The 22,491-nt window shown below is 69.9% G+C and carries 22 protein-coding genes and 1 tRNA gene; 4 read left to right on the top strand and 19 right to left on the bottom strand.

From position 1 onward, the window contains the following. Positions 1–196: 196 nt before the first annotated feature. The 16 genes from ABIE44_RS16260 to rplU all read right to left on the bottom strand — a co-directional run bounded on the left by ABIE44_RS16260 (position 197) and on the right by rplU (position 13,052). Positions 197–269: transfer RNA gene (locus ABIE44_RS16260), tRNA-Ala, on the bottom strand. A gap of 87 nt (positions 270–356) precedes the next feature. Next, positions 357–1,820 (bottom strand): phospholipase D-like domain-containing protein, encoded by a 1,464-nt coding sequence (locus tag ABIE44_RS16255; RefSeq protein ID WP_209715172.1) that lies wholly within the window; start codon positions 1,818–1,820, stop codon positions 357–359. 93 nt (positions 1,821–1,913) lie between these two features. Beyond that, complete coding sequence (locus tag ABIE44_RS16250) at positions 1,914–2,570, bottom strand: histidine phosphatase family protein (RefSeq protein ID WP_209715175.1); 657 nt, start codon at positions 2,568–2,570, stop codon at positions 1,914–1,916. After that, positions 2,567–2,971: a ribosome silencing factor gene (rsfS, locus tag ABIE44_RS16245; RefSeq protein WP_209715179.1), complete on the bottom strand. Its 405-nt coding sequence runs from the start codon at positions 2,969–2,971 to the stop codon at positions 2,567–2,569. The genes ABIE44_RS16250 and rsfS overlap by 4 nt, the downstream gene beginning before the upstream one ends. Beyond that, on the bottom strand, positions 2,968–3,585 hold the full coding sequence (nadD, locus tag ABIE44_RS16240) for a nicotinate-nucleotide adenylyltransferase (protein ID WP_354438403.1): 618 nt from the start codon (positions 3,583–3,585) through the stop codon (positions 2,968–2,970). The genes rsfS and nadD overlap by 4 nt, the downstream gene beginning before the upstream one ends. Beyond that, positions 3,582–3,743, bottom strand: a complete 162-nt coding sequence (locus tag ABIE44_RS16235; RefSeq protein ID WP_209723757.1) for a hypothetical protein — start codon at positions 3,741–3,743, stop codon at positions 3,582–3,584. The genes nadD and ABIE44_RS16235 overlap by 4 nt, the downstream gene beginning before the upstream one ends. A 10-nt stretch (positions 3,744–3,753) precedes the next feature. Continuing rightward, the gene (locus ABIE44_RS16230) at positions 3,754–4,956 is read right to left on the bottom strand and encodes a glycosyltransferase family 61 protein (protein ID WP_209715187.1); all 1,203 of its coding nucleotides are present in this window, start codon (positions 4,954–4,956) and stop codon (positions 3,754–3,756) included. Between the two features lie 13 nt (positions 4,957–4,969). After that, positions 4,970–6,667, bottom strand: a complete 1,698-nt coding sequence (locus ABIE44_RS16225) for an FkbM family methyltransferase (RefSeq protein WP_209715190.1) — start codon at positions 6,665–6,667, stop codon at positions 4,970–4,972. A 64-nt stretch (positions 6,668–6,731) separates the two neighbouring features. Next, a complete protein-coding gene (locus ABIE44_RS16220) occupies positions 6,732–7,202 on the bottom strand; it encodes a hypothetical protein (RefSeq protein WP_209715193.1) in 471 nt (156 codons plus the stop codon). Next, positions 7,199–7,936 (bottom strand): CDP-alcohol phosphatidyltransferase family protein, encoded by a 738-nt coding sequence (locus ABIE44_RS16215; protein WP_354438177.1) that lies wholly within the window; start codon positions 7,934–7,936, stop codon positions 7,199–7,201. The genes ABIE44_RS16220 and ABIE44_RS16215 overlap by 4 nt, the downstream gene beginning before the upstream one ends. Beyond that, positions 7,933–9,177 carry a glutamate-5-semialdehyde dehydrogenase gene (locus ABIE44_RS16210; RefSeq protein WP_209715196.1) on the bottom strand — a complete coding sequence of 415 codons (1,245 nt, stop codon included), beginning with the start codon at positions 9,175–9,177 and terminating at the stop codon, positions 7,933–7,935. Before ABIE44_RS16210 ends, ABIE44_RS16215 begins: the two co-directional genes overlap by 4 nt. Before the next feature lie 14 nt (positions 9,178–9,191). Next, positions 9,192–9,548: a DUF8830 family protein gene (locus tag ABIE44_RS16205; RefSeq protein WP_209715201.1), complete on the bottom strand. Its 357-nt coding sequence runs from the start codon at positions 9,546–9,548 to the stop codon at positions 9,192–9,194. A gap of 148 nt (positions 9,549–9,696) precedes the next feature. Continuing rightward, entirely contained in the window at positions 9,697–10,815 is a 1,119-nt protein-coding gene (gene proB / locus ABIE44_RS16200; protein ID WP_354438176.1) for a glutamate 5-kinase, read from the bottom strand. Then, positions 10,812–12,371, bottom strand: a complete 1,560-nt coding sequence (obgE, locus tag ABIE44_RS16195) for a GTPase ObgE (RefSeq protein ID WP_209715203.1) — start codon at positions 12,369–12,371, stop codon at positions 10,812–10,814. The genes proB and obgE overlap by 4 nt, the downstream gene beginning before the upstream one ends. Positions 12,372–12,459: 88 nt before the next feature. After that, positions 12,460–12,714, bottom strand: coding sequence for a 50S ribosomal protein L27 (rpmA, locus tag ABIE44_RS16190; protein WP_209715207.1), 255 nt, complete (start codon positions 12,712–12,714; stop codon positions 12,460–12,462). 35 nt (positions 12,715–12,749) lie between these two features. Continuing rightward, entirely contained in the window at positions 12,750–13,052 is a 303-nt protein-coding gene (gene rplU, locus ABIE44_RS16185) for a 50S ribosomal protein L21 (RefSeq protein WP_209723152.1), read from the bottom strand. A gap of 184 nt (positions 13,053–13,236) precedes the next feature. Between rplU and ABIE44_RS16180 the strand changes: the two genes are divergently transcribed. Genes ABIE44_RS16180 through ABIE44_RS16170 form a run of 3 tightly spaced genes read left to right on the top strand, consistent with a single transcriptional unit; the run spans position 13,237 to position 15,982 of the window. Further along, positions 13,237–14,970 carry an MFS transporter gene (locus ABIE44_RS16180; RefSeq protein ID WP_354438175.1) on the top strand — a complete coding sequence of 578 codons (1,734 nt, stop codon included), beginning with the start codon at positions 13,237–13,239 and terminating at the stop codon, positions 14,968–14,970. Further along, on the top strand, positions 14,967–15,395 hold the full coding sequence (locus ABIE44_RS16175) for a MarR family winged helix-turn-helix transcriptional regulator (RefSeq protein ID WP_209715211.1): 429 nt from the start codon (positions 14,967–14,969) through the stop codon (positions 15,393–15,395). Before ABIE44_RS16180 ends, ABIE44_RS16175 begins: the two co-directional genes overlap by 4 nt. A 29-nt stretch (positions 15,396–15,424) precedes the next feature. Further along, a complete protein-coding gene (locus ABIE44_RS16170; RefSeq protein WP_209715214.1) occupies positions 15,425–15,982 on the top strand; it encodes an HAD family acid phosphatase in 558 nt (185 codons plus the stop codon). A gap of 13 nt (positions 15,983–15,995) precedes the next feature. On the opposite strand, the gene ABIE44_RS16165 is transcribed toward ABIE44_RS16170, so the two are convergent. The 3 genes from ABIE44_RS16165 to ABIE44_RS16155 form a co-directional block, all read right to left on the bottom strand. Further along, on the bottom strand, positions 15,996–18,992 hold the full coding sequence (locus tag ABIE44_RS16165) for an Rne/Rng family ribonuclease (RefSeq protein ID WP_209715218.1): 2,997 nt from the start codon (positions 18,990–18,992) through the stop codon (positions 15,996–15,998). Between the two features lie 196 nt (positions 18,993–19,188). Then, positions 19,189–19,947, bottom strand: a complete 759-nt coding sequence (locus tag ABIE44_RS16160) for a TIGR03936 family radical SAM-associated protein (protein ID WP_502912762.1) — start codon at positions 19,945–19,947, stop codon at positions 19,189–19,191. Beyond that, on the bottom strand, positions 19,934–21,127 hold the full coding sequence (locus ABIE44_RS16155; RefSeq protein WP_209715225.1) for a winged helix DNA-binding domain-containing protein: 1,194 nt from the start codon (positions 21,125–21,127) through the stop codon (positions 19,934–19,936). The genes ABIE44_RS16160 and ABIE44_RS16155 overlap by 14 nt, the downstream gene beginning before the upstream one ends. Before the next feature lie 73 nt (positions 21,128–21,200). Here ABIE44_RS16155 and ABIE44_RS16150 point away from each other — a divergent pair, with 73 nt between their 5' ends. Beyond that, positions 21,201–22,430, top strand: coding sequence for a CynX/NimT family MFS transporter (locus ABIE44_RS16150; protein WP_354438173.1), 1,230 nt, complete (start codon positions 21,201–21,203; stop codon positions 22,428–22,430). The last annotated feature ends 61 nt before the right edge of the window (positions 22,431–22,491 follow it).

Here is a 22,491-nt window from a genome sequence, read left to right as displayed (position 1 = left end):
ACTGACGGCTTGACTGCCGACCTGCATGGTTCGGATGAACCAGGCACATTCATGACGCACAGGGACTACCTGTCATCACGTGGGATGTTCGATGACTTTCTAGGAAGAACTCTGTGACTCGCGTCAACCGACTCATGCGCCGACGCAACCACCCCCGAAAACGACGGAAGCCGCCTCGCGGCGGCTTCCGGTTCGGTGGAGCTGAGGGGACTCGAACCCCTGACCCTCTGCATGCCATGCAGATGCGCTACCAGCTGCGCCACAGCCCCGAACCTTGTCCGGATCGCTCCGGACAACGTGCAGAAGATTAGCCGACCCGATCCGTCAACGCGAAATCGGGGTCGCCTTCTTCGTCCCTACGGCCCGTAGAGCGGCTGGATCCCCATGCGGTGGGTGACCCGGCTGTTCCACATGTACTTGAACTGGCCGTAGTACTTCTGGAAGGTGTCGCGGTTGTTGAGCTGGATCACGACCTCCTCGTTGGCGAACGAGAGGGCGTCCCAGTTCTCCGAACCGGTCCACACGGTGTCGGTCGGCTTGCCGTTGTACATGCCCGACAGCGCCATCACCTTGTAGTGCGAGTAGAAGCGCGGGCCGTAGCCGCCGATGCCGTCCTCGACCAGCGGGTCACGCTCGGTGAACAGCCAGTCGGCGCTGCGCAGCGGGATGCCGGCCTTGCTCAGGATCCGCGCGGTCTTCCCGCCCGGGACGCTCATGATCATCATGATGTTGCAGCCGTTCCGCTTCAGGCGCGCGATCTCCCGGGCGATCGCCTCGCCGCGCGCCTTGAACATGGCGTACATCGTGATCCGGATCAGGGTGCGACCGTTGGAACCGTAGCCCTTCGGTGCCGCGCACGTGACCCGCTTGAGCCGCTTGACGACCCGGTCGCTGCTGGCCTTGTAACGGCCGGTCTTCTTGATCGCGACGACCTTGGTCGTGGAGCGGGAGACGCCCATGATCTTGGAGAACTGCGCGCCGTAGGCACCCGAGGTGGCGGCGTAGGAGATCCGGCGAGGACCGACCCGCTTGCGGTTCTTGATCTGGGTGAACATCTGGATCCAAGCGCCGTATAGGGCGGTGTCCTGGCTGATCGCGTTGGAGTCGTTCCACTGGCGGTAGGTCGCCTTGCTGGTCAGGTTGCCCGAACCGATGATCAGCAGGCCGCGCGCGCCACCGGTCCGGCTGAACGCGAACACCTTGTCGTGCAGGTTGCCGCCGGGCCCCTTGCTGCGGCAGGCGCCGCTGCAGGAGATCACGAAGCTGCTCTTCTTCGGGTTGGAGCCCAGGTACTTCTGGAGGCCGCGGGTCACCCCGGACATCACCGCGCCGTTCACGACGACCTGGATGCGCACGCCGCGCTTCTTCGCCTTGCGCAGGGCGTAGGCGACCTCCGACCGGTCGAAGGAGTAGACCGCGATCCGGATGTAGGAGCGCTTCGGAGCGTGGTTGATCGCGTTGACGACGCGACGGATGTTCGCCTGCGCGGCGGCCTTCGAACCCAGCGGGTTGTTGAAGACCGGGCCGAGCTTGGGGCGCCAGCCCTTGAGGTACGGGAGGATGCAGTTCTTCTGGTGCACCACCGGCTGCGGCGCCGGCGTGACGCCCGGCGTCGGGGTGGGAGTGCTCGTCGGCGGGATCACCGGGCACAGCGGGTTGCCCTTGGAGGTGACCTTGCCGCCCTTGGGGACGATGTCGGCCATCGGCGCGACTCCGGCTGCGGAGGCGCTGCCGTTGCTGGAGACGGCGGCGAAGCCCACTCCGGCCGCGAGGGCGAAGGTCGCTGCTAGCGCGGTCCACCTGGTCGAGCGTCGCGCCACAGTCAGATCCCCAAACTTTGGTCAGGGCGTCGATCGAGGGTGCGACGCCAGCAGCCGTGAGTGTACCTACTAATCCGGGACAGGTCCGGCGCGTCACGCGATCGGTGGATTACCGTTCCCGGGGATCTCGCGCTCGGCTGTGGCAGGTGTCACGTTGTACGCCGCCAATCGGACTCCCGAAGTACCGGAATCCCGCTCCAGGACCACCCAGCCGGCATTGTCCAGGCCGCGCAAGGTGTTCCCGACCTCGGCAGGCCATCCGAGCAGCTCGGGCAGCGAGACCCGCAGGCAGGCACCGTGCGCGATCACCGCGGTGGTCTCCCCGTCCGGGGTCGCCGCCCAGATCTCCCGAAGCGCCGGTACGACGCGTGCCGTCACCTCCTCGAGCGTCTCGGCACCGGGAACTCCCCCGGTGACGTGCCCGGCCTTCCAGGCCCGGTAGGCCTCCGGGTAACGCTCGGCGAACTCGGCGACGTCGAGACCGGCCCGCTCCCCCACGTCGAACTCGCGCAGCCGGGCGTCGTACCGGGCGGTGAGGCCGGTGGCGGCCTCGACGGCGGCCGCGGTCTCCCGGGCACGCGCGAGGTCGCTGCTCCAGAGCGCGGTCGGCTCCAGGCGCGCCAGCGCCGGCGCCAGTGCCGCCGCCTGCGCACGACCCACGTCGTCCAGGCTGACGTCGGTGTGGCCCTGGGCGCGTCCCTCGGAGTTCCAGGCGGTCCGCCCGTGGCGGACGAGGACCAGCCGGCTCACTGGTCCTGGCTGGGCTCTGCCGCCGCGGTCTCGACCGGACCGACGGCCTCGCGGACGTCGATCGCCGGGCAGTCGCGCCAGAGCCGCTCGAGGGCGTAGAACTGGCGCTCCTCGGCGTGCTGGACGTGCACGACGACGTCGGCGTAGTCCAGCAGTGCCCAACGGCCGTCGCGGACGCCCTCGCGGCGTACCGGCTTGGCGTCGAGCGCGCGCAGGGCGTCCTCGATCTCGTCGACGACGGACTTCACCTGCCGCTCGTTGGCCGCCGAGGCGACCAGGAACGCGTCGGTGATGACGAGCTGCTCGGAGACGTCGAACGCGACGATCTCGGTGGCCTTCTTCTCCGAGGCCGCCGCGGCGGCAGCCTGGATCAGCTCGATGGCTCGGGGTGTGGCGGTCATGCGTGGTCCTTCGTGGGGCTTCGGTAGAGGTCGTGCTTCGCGATGTACTGGACGACGCCGTCCGGGACGAGGTACCAGACCGGCTGACCGGCGCTCGTCCGCTCGCGGCAGTCGGTGGAGGAGATCGCCAGAGCAGGGATCTCCAGGATGGTGACCCGGTCGGCGGGGATCCCCCTCAGCGAGTCGGCGTCCATCTCGTAGCCGGGCCGGGTGCAACCGACGAAGTGCGCGTAGGTGAAGAGGTCGGCGGCGTCGCGCCAGGTGAAGATCTCGGTCAGCGCGTCGGCACCGGTGATGAAGAACAGGTCCGCGTCGGGCATCGCAGCCGACAGGTCTCGCAGGGTGTCGACCGTGTACGTCGGGCCGTCGCGCTCGATGTCCACGCGCGACACGGTGAACCGCGGGTTCGCCGCCGTCGCGACGACGGTCATCAGGTACCGGTGCTCCGCCGAGGTGACCTGCCGGTCGGACTTCTGCCACGGCTGGCCCGTCGGCACGAAGACGACCTCGTCGAGGTCGAAGAACGCCTGGACCTCACTGGCCGCGACGAGGTGGCCGTGATGGACGGGATCGAAGGTCCCCCCCATCACGCCGACGCGCCTGCGGCTGGTCAGGAGTGCTCGCGTCCCTTGCCGAAGGCCATGACGGCCGCGACCATCGCGAGCAGGAGGAGCAGGATGCCGCCGCCGATGTAGTACGGCGCCCAGTAGGTGCCGCCTTCGGCCAGGTCGGAGCTGCCGCCCCCGGACAGCAGCGTGAGCAAGATGTTCATGCCCGGCATCCTACCGGCTGCGGTCGGCGAGCAGCGCGGTGACCATCTGCTCGAGCCGCGGGAGGTCGACGGTGATGTCGGCGACCACGAACTCGCGTCGGGTGGTGCCGGCAGCCGGCCCGGCACCGGAGAGGTACTGGTACTCCAGGCCCTCGATGCCGCACGTCATCTTCCAGTAGTCGGCGACGATGGACATGCTCGGGAACAGCTCGAGCAGGGACGCTCCCGGACTGCAGAACGGCAGGTTCGCCAGCGAGGCGCCGTGCGGGGCGACGATCACGTCCGCCTCCGCGAACGCACGGATCTGCTCGCGCACCGAGAGCGCACCCGGGTCGAGCACCTCGAAGCCGAGCGGCTCGAGGAGCTTCAGGACGTCGTCCTGGTTGACGACGGCCCGGTTGTGCCGGCCGGCGTCGCGGGCCAGGTAGTAGTGGCGCCCCGGTACCCGGTCGATGCCGGGGGGCACGAGCCGGGCGCGCAGGAGCTGGGAGACCCACGGCGGGTTCCGCTCGATGGTCGAGGCGAGGCCGGGCACCACCAGCGTCTCGGCTCGCACGTGCCGGACCTCGTCGCTGTTGACGACCTGGTCCTCGCGGATCCCCCAGAGCTCGAGCAGCTCCTTCTGGAAGCGTGTGGTGGCCGGCACGTACCAGCGGTCGGGCAGCTCGATCCCGGCCTGCTCCAGCACGTTCTTGCGCGGCAGCGCGTCGTGCAGGAAGTGGTAGTAGTTCTGGTCGCCGCGGGTGTTGAGCACACCGAGGCGCCCCTCGACCTCGACCGGCGGCCCCGGGAACGGGTGCAGGTACATCGGGTGCTGCCGCGGTCGCGTGGTACCGAAGTACTTGTTCTGCTCCCACAGCCACCGGTTGTTCGCGGTCACCACCACGCCGTGCGGCTGGAGCACCCGGCCGCCGTCGAGCTCGAGGACGCCCACCCGCGGGACCGTCTCGGTCAACGCCTCCTCGAACGCGGGGTACCGCTCCGGGTACCCGACCGGACGAACGCGGTGCAGGACCTCCTCGGGGCGCGCGAGCGTGAACCGACCACCGTCGTCGGCAGCCTTCTCCATCGTCTCAACGACGCTCGGCGGCAACCAGCCACCGCGGAGCCGGCTCAGCCGGACGGTCGCGGGCGACGCCGCTCGGGTGCCGTGGGTGTAGGCAGTCTTGAGCGGCGCGAAGTACGGGCGCAGGCCCTCCGGAAGCCGGACCACGATCTGGTCAGGGTCAGCGGTTGGTGAAGCCGACGAAGTCGCGCGCCAGCCACACCAGTCCGAGGTCCGCCCGCTCGGGACGGTGATCGACCAGGTGCAGGCCCACGCCGGCGAACCAGGCGCGCAGCTCGGCCCAGGACTCGCCCGGGACGTCGTGGTACTCCAGGACCACGCGCTGGACGTCTGCCCAGCTCTCCGGCTTGGAGCGGTAGGCCAGCTGGTACTCACCGCCCTCGCAGTCCAGCTTCACGAACGTGACCGGCCCGGGGGCCTGGGCGATCGCGTCGTCGAAGCTCAGCGTCGGGACCTTGACTCCCGTGCCTTCGGCGTGGGGGTCGTCGACGGGGTGCGCACCCTTGAGCCCGTTGTGGACGCTGGCGCCGCCGTGCTCCTCGAACAGGGCGAAGCCGGTCTCCCCGGCCAGCGCGGCCTCGACCACCGAGACCCGGTTGCTCAGGCCGTTCTGGTCGATGTTGCGCTGCAGGTACGCCACCGTGCCGGCGGACGGCTCGAAGCAGGTGATCTTGGCCTTCGGCAGCACCTCGGCGAGGTGGCACGCGAACGTGCCGACGTGGGCACCGACGTCGAAGGTGTTGATCTCGGTGTCCTTGTACGCCGCCAGGAACCACTCCAGCTGGTAGCCCTCCTCGGCGTACTGCTCGTACGCGGGGAGCCGGGCGCCCGGGGTGTTCGGCGAGGTGATCTTCTGGCCGGTGCGGGTCGCGAAGGTGAGCTCCTGGGGGCCACCACCGACCTTCTCGGTCACGAGGCTGGTGAGCAGGGACGGCCAGTTCGAGAACGCCTTCGGCGTCTGTCCGACGCGACGGACCGCGTACGTGACCTTGCCGACGGCGCTCCGCGGGCCGTGACCCTCGGGGTCGCGCAGCGGGGTGCGGGAGAGCCAGGCCGTGCCGGCGATCTTGGAGCGCTCGTCGCGGACCACGTGCAGGCCGACCGAGGCGAACCAGTCGCGCAGCTCCTCCCAGCTCTCGCCCGGCATCGTGTGGTACTCGAGCACCAGGCGCTTGACGTTCGCCCAGCTCTCCTTGGACGACTTGTAGACCATGTCGTACTCGCCGCCCTCGCAGTCCATCTTGATCAGCTCGACCGGACCGCGGGCGTTGGCGACGACCTCGTCGAAGGCGACCGTCTCGACGCGGACGCCGGAGCCGTCCACCCGGTCGTCGAAGGCGAGGTGGTTGTGACCGGAGCCTGCCCCTTGCAGGTCGAAGATGGCGAAGCCGGTCTCGCCGGCCAGTGCCTTCTGGTGCGGGCTGAGCCGGCCACCGTTGCCGTTGACCTCGATGTTCGACTTGAGGAACTGGAACGTGTCGGGCGAAGGCTCGAAGATGTCACCGGTGGCGCCGGGGTGCAGGGCCGCCAGGTGCGTGGAGAAGGTACCCACGTGCCCACCGACGTCGAGGAAGTGCAGCGGGCGCTCGATCAGGTCGCCCAGGAACCACTTCAGGTCGTAGCAGTCCTCGGCGAAGACCTCGTAGACGGGGACGCGCGCGCCGGGTGCGTTTGGGATGGAGATCGTCTGGCCCGTCCGGGCGTGGAAGGTGAGGATCTCCGGGCCTTCGGCGACCTCCTCGCGCACCATGCCGGCCAGCAGACCCGGCCAGTTCGTGAAGGCACGAGGAGTCTGGGTGAAGCGTCGGAAGCGGTACTTGACGGCCCGGACCCGAGAGTTCTTCATTTCAACGATCACGGCGCAAACAGTACCGGGCTAGACGGCTCCGAAAGCCGGAAGTCCGGAACTCAGGTGCCCTTGCTCAGAAGATCGCCTGGAACAGGTCCTTCACGACCCCGGCGCCCTCGATGACCAGCCAGAAACGTATCGTCCGGCCGACCAGGACGGTGCCGATGAAGATGGGCAGGTTCATCCGCAGCGAGCCGGCCAGCACCGCCATCACGGCCAGCGGCGGGAAGCCGCTGACGGCCGAGGTGAACATGAACGCCCCTGCCGTGGCAGGACGACCGACGATCCTCTCGTGCCACTTCTGGTACGACGCCTGCCACTTCGGCGTCTCGATCTTGCGGGCCAACCACGGGATCTTCATCGAGTGGATCCCGGCGTAGTACCAGATCACCTTGCCGATGGTCTGGCCGGCGCCCGCGGCGAAGGCGAAGAGCCAGGCGTTGGTGCTGCCGGTCGGGATGCCCGCGAGCGGGATCTCGGCGTTCAGGACGGGGACCAGCGCGGACGCGATCGAGTAGAAGAACGTCCCGAAGACGAGGTTCACGCCGTCGCGCCCCGCTCCTCGGCGGCGCGCGTGCCGTCCGCCAGGCCGGTACCGGTCGGGATCGGCAGCCCGAGCCTGGCCAGCCTCACCAGCATGGCGACCTTGAAGACGAGCAGGCCGGCGGCGATCACACCGCCCAACCACGGGTTCTGGGTGACCAGCAGGAGGACCGCGAACAGAGCCGAGTTCACGGCCTTCGCCGGGTGCGACCAGTTGAGCCGGTAGATGGCGGCGTCGACGACGTAGAAGTAGTTGGGGCTGCGGATCTTCCACGCCAGGAACGCGATCGAGAGGAAGAAGTCGATCACCATGAACTCGGCCAGGTAGAGCACGACCGGCAGCAGGAACTCCGAGTGCAGCCAGGCGAGCCCGAAGTAGAAGGCTGCCGAGCAGAACCGGTCGCACATGATGTCGATGACCGCGCCGATCCGGGTCTCGTGGTGCATGCGGCGCGCGACCTGGCCGTCGAGGCTGTCACCGGCCCAGTAGACGACCAGCGCGATCGTGAGCAGCTGGAGCGCCGGGCTCCAGAAGTCGCCGTCGTCGGGAACGCCCTCGCGGATCGCGAGCCCGACCAGCACGATGCACGCGATGGTCCGGATGAAGGTGATGATCGTCGCCGGCGTGAGGAACCGCTCGGTGCTGGTGTCGGCCCAGACGTCGAGCTGGTCGGGGTCCGCACCGCGCACGAACGGCTTCCTGATCGTGCCGTCGTCGACGGCGACGAACCTCACCGGAGGTGACCGTCGCCGGTGACGACGTACTTGCTCGACGTCATCTCGGGCAGCCCGAGAGGACCCCGCGCGTGCAGCTTCTGGGTGGAGATACCGATCTCGGCACCGAACCCGAACTCACCGCCGTCGGTGAAGCGGGTGCTCGCGTTCACCATCACCGCCGCGGAGTCGACCTCGGCCGTGAAGCGACGGGCGGCCGCCTGCGACCCGGTCACGATCGCCTCGGTGTGACCCGAGGAGTGTGCCCGGATGTGGCTGATCGCACCGTCGAGGTCGGCCACGACGGCGGCAGAGATGTCCAGGGAGAGGAACTCCGTGTCCCAGTCCTCCTCGGTCGCCGCGAGCACCCCGTCGTACGCCGTGAACGCCGCGTCCCCGTGGATCGTCACCCCTGCCTCGTGCAGCGCGGCCACGACCTTCGGGAGGAAGGCGTCGGCCACGTCCGCGTGCACGAGCAACGACTCGGCGGAGTTGCAGACCGAGGTGCGGTGGGTCTTGGAGTTCAGCACGATCGCGAGCGCCATCTCCAGGTCGGCCTCGGCGTCGACGTACACGTGGCAGTTGCCCACCCCGGTCTCGATGACCGGCACCGTGGACTCCTCGACGACCGAGCGGATCAGACCCGCTCCCCCGCGCGGGATGAGCACGTCGACGAGGCCGCGCGCCCGCATCAGCTCCTTGACGGCGTCGTGGCCCTCACCAGGCGCCAGCTGGACGCAGTCCTCGGGCAGCCCGGAGGAGGCCAGGGCGAGTCGGAGCAGACGGACGATCGCGGTGTTCGAGCTCAGCGCGCTGGACGAACCGCGCAGCAGGACGGCGTTGCCGCTCTTCAGGCAGATGCCGGCCGCATCGGCGGTGACGTTCGGGCGCGCCTCGTAGATCACTCCGACGACGCCGAACGGGACCGAGACCTGCCGCAGCTCTAGGCCGTTGGCCAGCGTGGAGCCGCGCAGCACCGTGCCCACCGGGTCCGGGAGGCCGGCGACCTCGCGCAGCCCCTGGGCCATCCCGGCGATCCGGGAGTCGTCGAGGCGGAGCCGGTCGATCATGTGCGCCGGCGTCCCGGCCGCCTCGGCGGAGGCGACGTCAGCGGCGTTGGCGGTCAGGATCTCGGCGCTGCTCGCGACCAGCGCAGCGGCCATCGCCTCGAGCGCCGCATCCTTGGTCGAACGGGTGGCGAGGGCCAGCACGTTCGCCGCTTCGCGGGCGCGCAGAGCCACCTGGGAGATCGAGTCGGGCATGGTCGCAGCCTAGATCAGAGCTGGAAGTGCAGCGGAGCCGCCGCCTGCGCACCGAGTGCGGCCGTGCCCGACCGGGCGTCACGGACCGACTTCTCGACGACCTCGAGGCCGACGATCTCCCAGCTCGGGAGGCCTGCGGATTCGCGGTGCTCGATCCACAGGCGCAGCGCCAGGGAGGCGACGTCGAGCATCGCCTCACCCTCGTCCCAGTAGCGGAGCTCGGCGCTGCTGGCGGTGAACTCCACCGTGTCGATGAAGGGGCGCTCCTCGCGGAGCCGGGACAGCGCGCCTCGGACGAGCATCGGCTCGACGGCCTCGCCGGCCACGGTCAGCGTGACGTGCCACAGCCGTCCGCCCTCGTTCGCGCCCACGTGCCCTCCTCCCCGTTGAACCAAAAGTCTGAACGCCGGGTATGAAACCTGGGCCCGAACTACCAGCCCGACTTGAACCCAGTGTGGTGGAACCCGCAGGCGTTCGGTACCCGAATGCGAGAACTGGGGTCCTAAGTCCTCAACCGGTCTACTTTCGGAGCAGCGTCAGGTCGTCACGGTGGACGACCTCGCGTTCGTAGTGCGCCCCCAGCTCTTGGGCGAGCTCGTGGGTCGAGCGTCCCATCAGGGCAGGCAGCTCGGTCGAGTCGTAGTTGACCAGGCCGCGGGCGACGAGCTCGCCGGAAGCACTGACCAGGTCCACGGGGTCGCCGTCGACGAACGTGCCCTCGACGCCGGTGATCCCGGCCGGGAGCAGCGAGGCGCGCCGCTCGGTCAGCGCCCGGACGGCGCCGTCGTCCAGGACGATCCGACCCTTGCCCGAGGTCGCGTGCGCGAGCCAGAGCATCCGGGTGGACCGACGGACACCGGTCGGGTGGAAGAGCGTGCCGACCTCGTCACCCGCGAGCGCGGCGGCAGCCTGCGCCGCACCCGTCAGGACGACGGCGACTCCCGCCTCCGTGGCGATCCGGGCTGCCTCGAGCTTGGTCTGCATCCCGCCCGTACCGACGCCGGCGGCTCCGGCCTTGCCGACCACGACCTGGTCGAGGTCGGCCTCGGCGCGCACCTCGGGGATCAGCCGGGCGCCGGCCGATGACGGAGGACCGTCGTACAGTCCGTCGACGTCGGAGAGCAGGACCAGCAGGTCCGCCTGCACCAGGTGCGCGACCAGCGCGGCGAGGCGGTCGTTGTCGCCGAAACGGATCTCGGTGGTCGCCACGGTGTCGTTCTCGTTGACGATCGGCACGACCCCCATGCCCAGGAGCGTCACGAAGGTGCGCTGGGCGTTGCGGTAGTGCCCTCGACGGGTGACGTCGTCCAGGGTCAGCAGCACCTGGCCTGTGACCTGCCCGTGGCGTGCGAACTCGTCGGTGTAGCGGTGCACGAGGATGCCCTGACCGACCGAGGCGGCAGCCTGCTGCCGCGCGAGGTCACGGGGACGACGCGCGAGCGACAGCGGGGCCAGTCCGGCCGCGATCGCACCGGAGGAGACCAGCACGATCTCGGTCCCGCGGGCGTGGGCGCCCGCGAGGGTGTCCACCAGCGCGCGGATCCGCTCGGGGTCGATGCCGCCGGCCGCCGTGGTCAGCGAGGACGAGCCGACCTTGACGACGATCCGCCGGGCCTCGGCCACGACGGACCTGGTCACCGGTCGTCCTCGTCGTACACGTCGTCGAACGAGTCGTTGACGAACACGACCTTGACGGCGTCCGTCTCGTCGTCGAGGTCGTCGGTGTGGTCCGCCTCCAGGCTGTCCAGACGACGGGCGACGTCCGCGCGGGTCTCGTTCTCCCCGCGCTCGGGCAGCAGCTCGTCGATCGCGCGCCGGCGACCGGCGGCGGGACGCTCCTCGCGGAAGCGCTCGTCCTCGCCGCGGCGTCCGAGCATCTCGGCGCCGCCGGCGTCCAGGCCCGGCTTGAAGTCGAAGACCACTGCGTTGTCGGGATGCCCGATGAGCACGGCGTCGCCCTCGACCGCACCGAGCTCGAGAAGCCTGGTCTCGACGCCGAGACGGTTGAGACGGTCGGCGAGGAAGCCGACGGCCTCCTCGTTGCTGAAGTCGGTCTGCCGGATCCAGCGCTCGGGCTTGACCCCGCGCACGCGCCACCCCTCGCCCGTCCGGGTGATCGTGAACTCCTCGCCCGAGCCCTTCGGCTGCGGCCGGATGATGATCCGCTCGGCGACCTCGACGACCTGGTTGCGCCGCGCGGTGGCCACCACCTCAGCCATCGCGAAGGTCAGCTCCTTGAGGCCCTCGTGCGACATCGCACTGATCGCGAACACGGGCCAACCGCGCTCGGCGATCTCCTCCCGGACGATCTCGGCCATGTCGCGGCCGTCGGGCAGGTCGGCCTTGTTGAGCGCCACCAGGCGCGGGCGGTCCTCGAGCCCGCCGTACTTGGCGAGCTCGTTCTCCATGATCGCCAGGTCCTCGACCGGGTTGCGGCCGGGCTCGAGCGTGGCCAGGTCGATCACGTGCAGCAGCGCGGCGCAGCGCTCGATGTGCCGCAGGAAGTCGTGACCGAGGCCGCGGCCCTCGCTGGCGCCCTCGATCAGACCAGGGACGTCGGCGACGGTGAACACGGTGTCTCCGGCCTTCACCACGCCGAGGTTCGGGACCAGGGTGGTGAAGGGGTAGTCCGCGATCTTGGGACGTGCGCGGCTGATCGCGGCGATCAGGCTGGACTTGCCCGCGCTCGGGAAGCCCACCAGCCCGATGTCCGCCACGACCTTCAGCTCGAGGCCGATCGTGCGTTCCTCCCCGGGCTCGCCGAGCAGGGCGAAGCCAGGGGCCTTGCGCTTGGCCGACGCCAGAGCGGCGTTGCCGAGACCGCCACGACCGCCCTCGGCGATCACCATCTCGGTACCCGCGCCGACCAGGTCCGCGAGGACCACACCGTTCTCGGTCACGACGGTGCCGTCGGGAACGGGCAGCACGAGGTCCTCGCCGTGCGCACCGTTGCGGTGGTCGCCGGCGCCGTGACCGCCGTGGGTGGCCTGCCGCTTGGCCTTGTGGTGGTAGTCGATCAGCGTGGTGACGTCGGGATCGACCCGCAGGATGATCGAGCCACCCGGGCCACCGTTGCCACCGTCCGGACCGCCGAGGGGCTTGAACTTCTCGCGGTGCACCGAGGCGACGCCGTTACCACCACGACCCGCGCTGACGTACAGCGTGACGTGGTCCACGAACGTGGGGACAGCCATCGGTGCTCCTTGTAGAACGACGAAGGGCGCCCCTGGCAGATCCAGGGACGCCCAACGGTGAGACGGTGGGTTCGTGCAGCTGCCCCGGTCAGGCAGACGGCACGATGTTGACCACGCGACGACCACGGCGGGTGCCGAACTCGACGTTGCCCGCGGTCAGGGCGAAGAGGGTGTCGTCACCGCCACGGCCGACACCGGTGCCGGGGTGGAAGTGGGTGCCACGCTGGCGGACGATGATCTCGCCGGCGTTGACGAGCTGGCCGCCGAAGCGCTTCACGCCGAGGCGCTGGGAGTTCGAGTCGCGGCCGTTCTTGGTGGACGCTGCGCCCTTTTTGTGTGCCATGAATTCAGTCCTTGAGAGTTAGTGCGGTACGCGGCTCAGGCCGAGATACCGGTGACCTTGACCTGGGTGTACTTCTGACGGTGACCCTGGCGCTTCTTGTAGCCGGTCTTGTTCTTGTACTTCTGGATGACGATCTTCGGACCCTTGGTGGCGCCGAGGACCTCGACGGTCACGGCGGCCTTGTCCAGGCCGGTCGCGGTGACCTTCTCGCCGTCGACAAGCATGACGACCGGCAGGCTCAGGGAAGCGCCTGCGGCCTCGTCGGTCTTGTCGATCTCAATGACATCGCCAACAGCAACCTTCTGCTGCTTGCTGCCACTACGCACGATCGCGTACACGGCGGACTCACTCTCGTCGGGGTTCAAGCTGGACAGGATGAAAATCAAGGGGGCGTGCTCGAGCACACCGAGGGTCAACTTTACGGGCAACCGCCCCGCAGGGTCAAAACGGCGCAGCGGGACCCGTCGGCAGTGAGGGCAGGCCCGGCGGATTTAGTTACCAGAAGTGAAGTAATCTGGGGCGGTGACAGATTCCCTCGCACCTGCACGCCGTACGCGTCGCTTCGACAAGGACCACCCGCACTACCGCTGGGTCGCGCTGTCGAACACCACCATCGGCATGCTGATGGCAACCATCAACTCCTCGATCGTGATCATCTCGCTGCCCGCGATCTTCCGCGGCATCGACCTGAACCCGCTGGAGCCCGGCAACGTCAGCTACCTGCTCTGGATCATCATGGGGTTCCTCGTCGTCTCCGCCGTGCTCGTGGTGACCCTCGGGCGTCTCGGCGACATCTACGGCCGGGTCAAGATGTACAACCTCGGCTTCGCGGTCTTCACCGCCTTCTCGGTGCTGCTCTCGGTGGACCCGTTCACCGGCGGCGCCGGCGCGTGGTGGCTCATCCTCATGCGGGTCGGTCAGGGCGTCGGTGGCGCGATGCTGTTCGCCAACTCGACCGCGATCCTCACCGACGCCTTCCCCGCCCACCAGCGCGGGATGGCCCTGGGCATCAACCAGGTCTCCGCGATCGCCGGGTCCTTCCTCGGCCTGGTCATCGGCGGCCTGCTCTCGGAGTGGCACTGGCGCGCGGTGTTCTGGGTCAGCGTGCCCATCGGCATCCTCGGCACACTCTGGGGCTACCGGTCGCTGGTCGAGCTCGGGGAGCGCCGGCACGCCAAGCTCGACCTCCCCGGCAACCTGACCTTCGGCGTCGGACTGACCTCGCTGCTCGTCGCCATCACCTACGGCATCCAGCCATACGGCGACCACGCCACCGGCTGGCAGAGCCCGTGGGTGCTGGGCGGGATCGCCCTCGGCGTCGCCCTGCTCGCTGCCTTCGTCGTCATCGAGCAACGGGTCGAGCACCCGATGGTCTCGATCGAGCTCTTCCGCATCCGCGCCTTCGCGCTGGCGAACGTGGCCGGACTGATGGCCTCGATCGGCCGCGGCGGCCTGCAGTTCATGCTGATCATCTGGCTCCAGGGCATCTGGCTGCCGCTGCACGGCTACTCCTACGAGTCCACCCCGCTGTGGGCGGGCATCTACCTGCTCCCGCTCACGGTCGGGTTCCTGATCGCGGGTCCCGTCTCCGGCTGGCTCTCGGACCGGTACGGCGCCCGCTACTTCTCGACCGGCGGCTCGCTGCTGGTCGCGCTCTCGTTCGTCCTGCTGCTGGTGATACCGATCGACTTCGACTACTGGACCTTCGCGCTGATCCTGTTCGCGAACGGCGTCGGTTCCGGCCTGTTCACCGCACCGAACACCACTGCGGTGATGAACTCGGTCCCGGCGCACGAACGTGGTGCCGCCTCCGGCGTTCGCGGCACGGTGTTCAACTCCGGGTCCTCGCTGTCGATCGGCGTATTCTTCTCGCTCATGGTCGTCGGCCTGGCCAGCGTGCTGCCGCGGACGCTGACGGACGGGCTCACCGGACAAGGAGTCCCCCACGACGTGGCCGCCGACGTCGGCAACCTGCCCCCGGTCGGCTCGCTGTTCGCCTCCTTCCTGGGCTACAACCCGATCGAGTCGCTCCTCGGACCGACCGGCGAGCTCGACCGCCTGCCGTCGGCGAACGCCGACACCCTGACCGGCAAGGAGTTCTTCCCGCACCTGATGTCCGGCCCGTTCCACGACGGCCTGGTGATCGTGTTCCTGGCCGCGGCCGGGATGATGCTGATCGCGGCGATCTCCTCGTGGGCAGCCGGCGGCAAGTACGTGCACGACGACTCTGCAGGCGAAGCGCTGGGGCGCGAGTGAGTACTGACGACAGCGCCCGGCTGTACCTGGCGATGATCCGGCTCAACCGGGCCCTCCGTCGCGACTCCCGCGAGGCGCAGGTCAGCCACGGCGGCCTCAGCGCGATCGCCACCCTGGTCGCGGAAGGACCGCAACGCGCCGGCACGCTCGCCGAGATCGAGGGCATCACGGCCCCGGCGACGACGCGCCTGGTCAACGCGTTGGAGGCCTTGGGTTACGTGGCCCGTACGCCGGACCCGGCCGACGGGCGCGCGCAGCTGCTGGTCGCGACCGAGGCCGGCCACGACCTGGTCCTCGCCGGACGGACCGCACGACTCCAGGCGATCGAGGAACGCTTCGAGCGGCTGGCCCCCGAGGAGCGCGCCGCCATCGTCGCGGCGTTGACTGCTCTCGAAGCCCTCACGAATACATCTATTTCAACTTAAACCATCCCGTAACGGTCATACTCGACCGCATGCGTTGGTCGACCACCCTCACCCTCGGCCTGATGGCCACCCTGCTCCTGCCGGTGCCGGCGGCGACCGCGGCCCACCAGCTGCCGTCCCGGGAGCGCTGGCACGCCGACGTCCGCGACGTCATGCACGGGTCCCGCGCCTACCTGGTGGGGCGCGCCCGGACGGCAGCATCCAGCGAGCGCCTCGCGGTCAACCTGGACATCGACAACAGCTCGCTCGCTACCGGGTACTCCCCCGGTCGGGCGATGAAGCCGGTCCTGCGTTTCACCCGGACCGCGCACGCCCAGGGCATCGCGATCTTCTTCAACACGGGGCGCACCGCCGAGGCCGAGGCCGCAACCCTGCACCAGCTCCGGCGTGCGGGCTACCACGTCGACCGGCTCTGCCTGCGGCGCAGCGGCGAGAGCCTGGTGGAGGGCAAGCAGCGCTGCCGCGCCGAGTTCGTGGCCGCCGGCTACACGATCGTCGCGAACGTGGGCAACCGGCGTACCGACTTCGTCGGCGGTGACTACGAACGTCGTTTCAAGCTCCCGAGCTACGGGAACCGGCTCAGCTGAGTGGACCGAGGGGTCAGCGCTTGCGCGAACCCTTCTTCTTCACCGGCACGTGGAAGACCGGGGCGCTCGACTCGTCGCCGTCCGTCCCGACCTCGGGGGCCTCCCCCTCGGGAGCCTCCGCCTCGGGGACCTCGGCCGTGGGCTCAGCAGCCTCGGGCTCAGCAGCCTCGGGCTGAGCAGCCTCGGGCTCAGCAGCCTCGCGCTCAGCAGCCTCGGGCTGAGCAGCCTCAGCCGTCGGCTCGACCACGGCGGGGCCGGCCGGGCGACCGGCACGGCGACGACGGGTGGTCGTGACCACGATCGGGGCGGCTACCGGCTCGGGCGTCTCCGGAACAGCCGGCTCAGCCTGCTCTGCAGCGGGCTCCTCGACGGCCCCTCCGGCGGGCTCGGCGGAGCCGGGCTCGGACCGGCCGTCGTCTCCTTTGGGCACGACGGCCTCCGCGGCCGGCGTCTCCTCGGACTTGCCCTCGGACGTGCCTTCGGTGACCACCGGCGCCTCGACCTCGGGGGTCTCGACCTCGGGAACCACGATCAGCTCGTCCTCGGTGTGCGGCTTCGAGCCGGCCAGGGCCATCGGGGACGGCTTGGTCTCGACCTGCGGCTGGGACTGCTGGGCGTTGTCGTCGCCACCGCGGTTGCGTCCGCGTCCGCCTCGGTTGCGACGGCCGCGGGGCTCGTCGTTCCCGCCCATGCCGCCGCCCATGCCGACGCTCTTGTTGCTCGGCTCGATCGGCTGCTCGTGCACGATGATGCCGCGACCCTTGCAGTGGTCGCAGTCCTCGCTGAAGGTCTCCAGCAGGCCGGACCCGATCCGCTTGCGGGTCATCTGCACCAGGCCGAGCGAGGTGACCTCGGCGACCTGGTGACGGGTCCGGTCGCGTCCGAGGCACTCGACCAGACGCCGGAGCACCAGGTCGCGGTTGGACTCCAGGACCATGTCGATGAAGTCGATGACGATGATGCCGCCGATGTCGCGCAGCCGGAGCTGACGGACCATCTCCTCGGCGGCCTCGAGGTTGTTCTTGGTGACGGTCTCCTCGAGGTTGCCCCCGGAGCCGGTGAACTTGCCGGTGTTGACGTCGACGACGGTCATCGCCTCGGTGCGGTCGATGACCAGAGAGCCACCGGAGGGCAGCCAGACCTTGCGGTCCAGTCCCTTGGCGATCTGCTCGTCGATCCGGTAGGTGCCGAACACGTCGCGGCCGCTGTCGTCGGGCTCGAAGCGCTGCAGCCGCTCGCGCAGGTCGGGCGCCACGTGCGAGACGTACCCGTCGACCAGGTCCCAGGCCTCGTTGCCGTCGATGACCAGGCTCTTGAAGTCCTCGGTGAACAGGTCACGGACGACCTTCAGCGTCAGGTCCGGCTCGCCGTACAGGAGCTCGGGCGACTTGCCGGCCTTGACCTTGCCCTCGATGTCGGCCCAACGGGCGGTGAGGCGCTCGACGTCCTGGGTGAGCTCCTCCTCGCTCGCCCCCTCGGCCGCGGTGCGCACGATGACGCCGGCGGTGTCCGGGACGATCTCCTTGAGCAGCGTCTTGAGACGGTTGCGCTCGGTGTCCGGCAGCTTGCGGGAGATGCCGGAGGTGTTGCCGTCCGGGACGTAGACCAGGAAGCGGCCCGGAAGGCTGATCTGGCCGGTCAGGCGCGCGCCCTTGTGGCCGACCGGGTCCTTGGTGACCTGCACCAGGATCGTCTGGCCGGACTTCAGCACGGACTCGACCTTGCGTGGCTGGCCCTCGACGTGGCCGAGCGCGGACCAGTTCACCTCACCGGCGTACAGGACGGCGTTGCGGCCCTTGCCGATGTCGATGAACGCGGCCTCCATCGACGGGAGCACGTTCTGCACCCGGCCGAGGTAGATGTTGCCGATCAGCGAGGTCTGCGACTCCCGCGAGGCGTAGTGCTCGACGAGGACCTTGTCCTCGAGCACGGCGATCTGGGTGAGGTCGGCCCGCTGACGGATCACCATCACGCGGTCGACAGCCTCGCGGCGGGCCAGGAACTCGGCCTCGCTGACGATCGGAGCGCGGCGACGGCCGGCCTCGCGTCCCTCGCGGCGGCGCTGCTTCTTGGCCTCGAGCCGCGTCGAACCACCGATGCTGGTGATCTCGTCCTCGGGGTTGCGGGGCTGACGGACCCGGGTACGACGGCGACGCGAGGTCGCACCGCTCTCCTCGGCGTCGTCGCCGTCGGAGTCGTCGCCCTGGCTCTCGGACTGGGTGTCCTCGGAATCCTCGGAGTCCCCGTCGGCGGAGTCGGAACCCCGGCGACGACGACGGCCACCGCGGCGGCGGCGGCGACGGGCGCCGCCCTCACCGGGCTCGCCCTCGGTCTCGGCGTTCTCCCCGTCGGCCTCGGTCGGCTCGGCGGCCTGGGCGGCCTCGTCCTCTGCGGGAGCGTCGCCCTCGGCAGGGGCAGCAGCAGTCTTCTTCGCCGCACGCTTGCGCGCGGGGGCCTTCTTGGCCGGCGCAGCGTCGCCCTCGGCGGTCTCGGTGGTCTCAGCAGCATCGCCCTCACCGACCGGAGTCTCCTCGGCGTCCTTGGCAGCGGCCGTCTTCTTCGCCGCGCGCTTGCGGGCCGGCGCGGTCTTCTCGGGGGCCTGGAACAGCACCATCGGCGCCCCGGAACCGGCCGGGGTCTCGGCCGCCTCGTCCTCGGTGGAGCCGGCGTCCTGGGCGTCGGCCTCGACGGCTGCCGGCTTGGCTGCGGCCTTCTTCGCCGCGCGCTTGCGGGCCGGGCGCTGCGCGGGGGCCTCGCCCTCAGCGGCCTCTGCGGCGGGAGTGCTCTCGCCCTCGTCAGCCGGAGCAGGTTCGGCTGCCTTCGCGGTCTTCTTGGCTGCCTTCTTGGCAGTCGACTTCTTGGTCGCCTTCTTTGCGGTCTTCTTGGCCGGAGCGGCAGTCTCCTCGGCCGCAGGGGCGGGAGCCTCGGCAGCAGGAGCCTCGGGAGCGGGGCTCTCAGCGGGCTCGGTGGTCGGGTTCTCTTCGGTGCCGGGGTTCTCAGCGTCGAGCATGGAGCTCTCCTCGTGCACGGAAAGCCGGCTACGCCGGCGTGACCGTGCGGGTCACAGCTGCTCGGTGCGTCGCACCGGGCAGCAAAAGCCTTCAGTCGGCGACGACTTCCTCCGTGTCATTACGTCGCGTGGCTTCTCTGCTGGCACCGACCGCGGTCGCAGGGGCGTTGGTACGAGGAGAGCTGTCACCTGCTCCTCATCCGGCCGCGTCGCGGTCGAGTGCTAACGGATCACCCACCGTGCCGGTCCGTTCGTCCAAGGGGCCCTGTGCCAGCCGCTGCGCAAGCGCAACAGAACTGGAACTGATCCCCGAGATCTCCCGGAGCGCGGCGAGAACGTCGTCGGGTCTCACGGACGGGGTTCCGTGACGCAAGACCACCTGCAGTATCGCACAAGAACCACCGGTTGCCGTCGACTCGCCCGGACCGCGCACCTCGAGGTGGGCGATCGACGCGCGTGCGTCGAAGGTACGCAGGCCCTTCTTGGTCATCCGCTCGACCATCACCTCGGGGACCGCGAGCAGCTGCCCGACGCCGTCCCGGAGAGTGTCCTCGTCGACGCCCGCGACCGTGATCTCCCACAGCGACGCCTCCAGCTGGTCGGCCAACGAACCGCCCGCGCTGACGACCACCTCGAGGATGTCCAGGCCGGTCGGGAGCGACTCGTCCAATGCGCGGGCGACCTCGGCCGGTTCGCGGACCTGGGCGAGCCCGATCTCCAGGTACTCCGCCTCGCTGGCGGCGCCGGTAGGGCTGGCGCCCGCGTAGGAGATGCGCGGGTGCGGGTTGAAGCCCGAGGAGTAGGCCATCGGGACGCGCGCCCGCGAGATCGCGCGCTCGAAGGCCCGGCTGAAGTCGCGGTGGCTGGTGAACCGCAGCCGCCCCCGCTTGGCGTACCGGACCCGGAGTCGCTGGACCGGCGGGGCTTGCTGCTCGGGCTGTTCACGCACCCGCAGAGGTTACCGGGACCGCCGCCGCCGCGCGCGCCAGCGGTGACTGGTAGATCGACCGGACGACGTCGCCGCCCAACCACGCGGTCAGCTCGGCGGCCCGCTCGTCCAGCGCCTTCGTCGCCTTCGCACCCAGCTTCTCCGCCGGTACGACGACCACCGTGCCGTCGTCGTGCTGGTACCACCCCCCGACGACCCGGCCGTCCCACCAGGCGGTCGGGCCACCGTTGCCGTTGCGGTCGAACATCTTCTCAGCGTGCTCACCGAGGTAGAAGTCCCGCTGCTTCCAACCCATCGTCGTCGGGTCGAGTGCGGGCAGCAGCGCCGCCCACGGCTCGACCGGCTCCACCTCGTCGAGGTCGTCGGGGAGCACGTAGCCGACCGAACCGTCGCCCAGCGCCACCTCGACCGCCTCGACGTCGGCCAGCGCACGGCGTACGGCGGCCTTGGTGGCACCCAGCCACCAGACGACGTCGTTCTCGGTGCCCGGGCCGAAAGTGCGCAACCACGACCGCACCAGAACGGCGTACGCTTCGGCCTCGGGCAGCGCGTCGCCGATGCCGGGCAGCCAGTCCTCGGTCACCGTCCACCGGGGACGCGAGCTCTTCCAGGAACCCTCGTTCTCCCCGCGCATCACCGAACCGTCCGCGGCCAGCGTCGTGAGCACCCGCGGCGCGACCGAGATCTCTGCACCCCACTTCTGTTCCGGCGAGACCGACATCCGGGCGTCCAGCACCGGGAGTGCCTCACGCAGCTTGAGCGTCGTGGTCGGACCGTGGGTGCGGAGGTGGTCGAGCACGGCTGCGCACGCCTCGGCGACCCAGGCGGCACCGTCCGGTGCGACGCCGTACTTCTCGACGTCGCGGGCGAGCTGGCCCTGCTGCATGACGGCGACGCGGGCCGACGCACTTCCCCAGACCGCAGGCAGCAGGTCCCGGGGGAAGGCGAAGACGGTGCGTCGCATCGCCAGCTGCTTCACGATCGACCGGTCGGCGTACAGGGCTGCCTCCACCGCGTCCCGTCCCGCGCCCGTGCGCGCGAACGCAGCCAGGTGGACCGAAGCGGGTTCGGTGGAGTGCCAGCAGGTCATCGCCGCGGTTGCGGACGCGACGTCGGCGTACCGCTGGGCCAGCCCGTGCCTGATCGCGAGCCTGGCTCGGCGCTGGTCGTCACTGATCTGCTGCATGCGTCCATCCAAGCCCAACCCACGGACAGAGCCCACGGGCAGCGCCCTCGTGCTGCAGTGGTTGGATCGAGCGGTGTCCCCCGAAGCCGCACCCGAGCACGCACCGACCCGGTTCGAGCGGGCCTTCGTGGTCCTCGGCATCGTCGTGCTCGCGTTCAACCTGCGCCCGGCCGCCGTCAGCGTCGGTCCCGTGCTCGACGAGGTGTCCGACGGGCTGGGCATGGCGTCCTGGGAGACCGCCCTGCTGACCACCCTCCCGGTGCTCAGCTTCGCCACGGTCGGGGCGCTGGCCCCGCGGGTGGGACGCGTGCTCGGCACCCACCGCGCGACCCTGGCCGCCCTGGCCCTGGTCTGCGGGGGTCTGATCGCCCGGGCGCACGTCGACGCCCCGGCCGCGTTCCTGCTGCTCTCGTTCACCGCGCTCAGCGGGATGGCGGTGGCGAACGTGCTGCTGCCGAGCCTGGTCAAGCTGCACTTCCCGGACCGCGTCGGCACCCTGACGGCCGTGTACTCGACCGCCATGGCGATCGGCCTGACCAGCGCGTCGGTGCTCACCGTGCCGTTCTCCGACGCCGGTTCCGCGCCGCTCGACTGGCGGCACGGACTGGTCGTCTGGGCGTTCACGGCGGGGATCGCCGCACTGCCGTGGATCGCCCTGGTCCGGCACGACCGGCGTACGCCGCAGTCGCCCTCGGCGATCACCACCGGCACCGTCGCGCAGACCCGCCTCGGCTGGTTGATGGCCGGCTTCTTCGGGCTGCAGTCGCTGCAGGCGTACGCGATCTTCGGCTGGCTGGCCCAGGTGTTCCGGGACGCCGGCAGCAGCGCGCACGAGGCGGGCCTGCTGCTCGGCATCACCACCGCGATCGCGATCCCGCTCTCGTTCGTGATCCCCGGCCTGACCGCACGCAGTAAGGACCAGCGGATGGTGCTCACCGCGATCATGGCCTTCTACCCGATCGGGTACGCCGGCCTCATCGCCGCACCCGACACGGCGCCCTGGCTCTGGGCGCTCACCCTCGGCATCGGCACCTGCACCTTCCCGTTCATCCTCACGCTGATCGGGCTGCGCGCGCGGACTCCCGGGGGTACCGCTGCCCTGTCCGGATTCACCCAGTCGGCGGGCTACCTCATCGCGGTCGTCGGGCCGTTCGGCGTCGGGGCGCTGCACGACGCCGCGGACTCGTGGACCCTTCCCCTGCTGGTCCTGGTCGGGCTCTGCGTGCCGCAGTACCTGCTCGGGCTGCTGGCCTCGCGACCGACGTACGTCGAGGACGAGATCCCGGGCTCGGGCCGACCCTGACCTCGGAGGTCCGGCGGGCACGAAAAAAGGGAGCCACCGGCTCCCTCTCCACTCTCAACTT

The sequence above is a fragment of the Marmoricola sp. OAE513 genome (assembly GCF_040546585.1).
In the GTDB taxonomy this organism is placed as follows: Bacteria; Actinomycetota; Actinomycetes; order Propionibacteriales; family Nocardioidaceae; genus Marmoricola.
This window is presented reverse-complemented; position numbering and strand designations above follow the sequence as displayed.

Coding starts and splice junctions, on each gene's coding strand:
- rpmA (WP_209715207.1), bottom strand. CDS start 12,714: ATGGCACACAAAAAGGGCGCAGCGTCCACCAAGAACGGCCGCGACTCG.
- ABIE44_RS16210 (WP_209715196.1), bottom strand. CDS start 9,177: ATGCCCGACTCGATCTCCCAGGTGGCTCTGCGCGCCCGCGAAGCGGCG.
- rsfS (WP_209715179.1), bottom strand. CDS start 2,971: ATGACCGCCACACCCCGAGCCATCGAGCTGATCCAGGCTGCCGCCGCG.
- ABIE44_RS16155 (WP_209715225.1), bottom strand. CDS start 21,127: ATGCAGCAGATCAGTGACGACCAGCGCCGAGCCAGGCTCGCGATCAGG.
- ABIE44_RS16165 (WP_209715218.1), bottom strand. CDS start 18,992: ATGCTCGACGCTGAGAACCCCGGCACCGAAGAGAACCCGACCACCGAG.
- obgE (WP_209715203.1), bottom strand. CDS start 12,371: ATGGCTGTCCCCACGTTCGTGGACCACGTCACGCTGTACGTCAGCGCG.
- ABIE44_RS16170 (WP_209715214.1), top strand. CDS start 15,425: ATGCGTTGGTCGACCACCCTCACCCTCGGCCTGATGGCCACCCTGCTC.
- ABIE44_RS16235 (WP_209723757.1), bottom strand. CDS start 3,743: ATGAACATCTTGCTCACGCTGCTGTCCGGGGGCGGCAGCTCCGACCTG.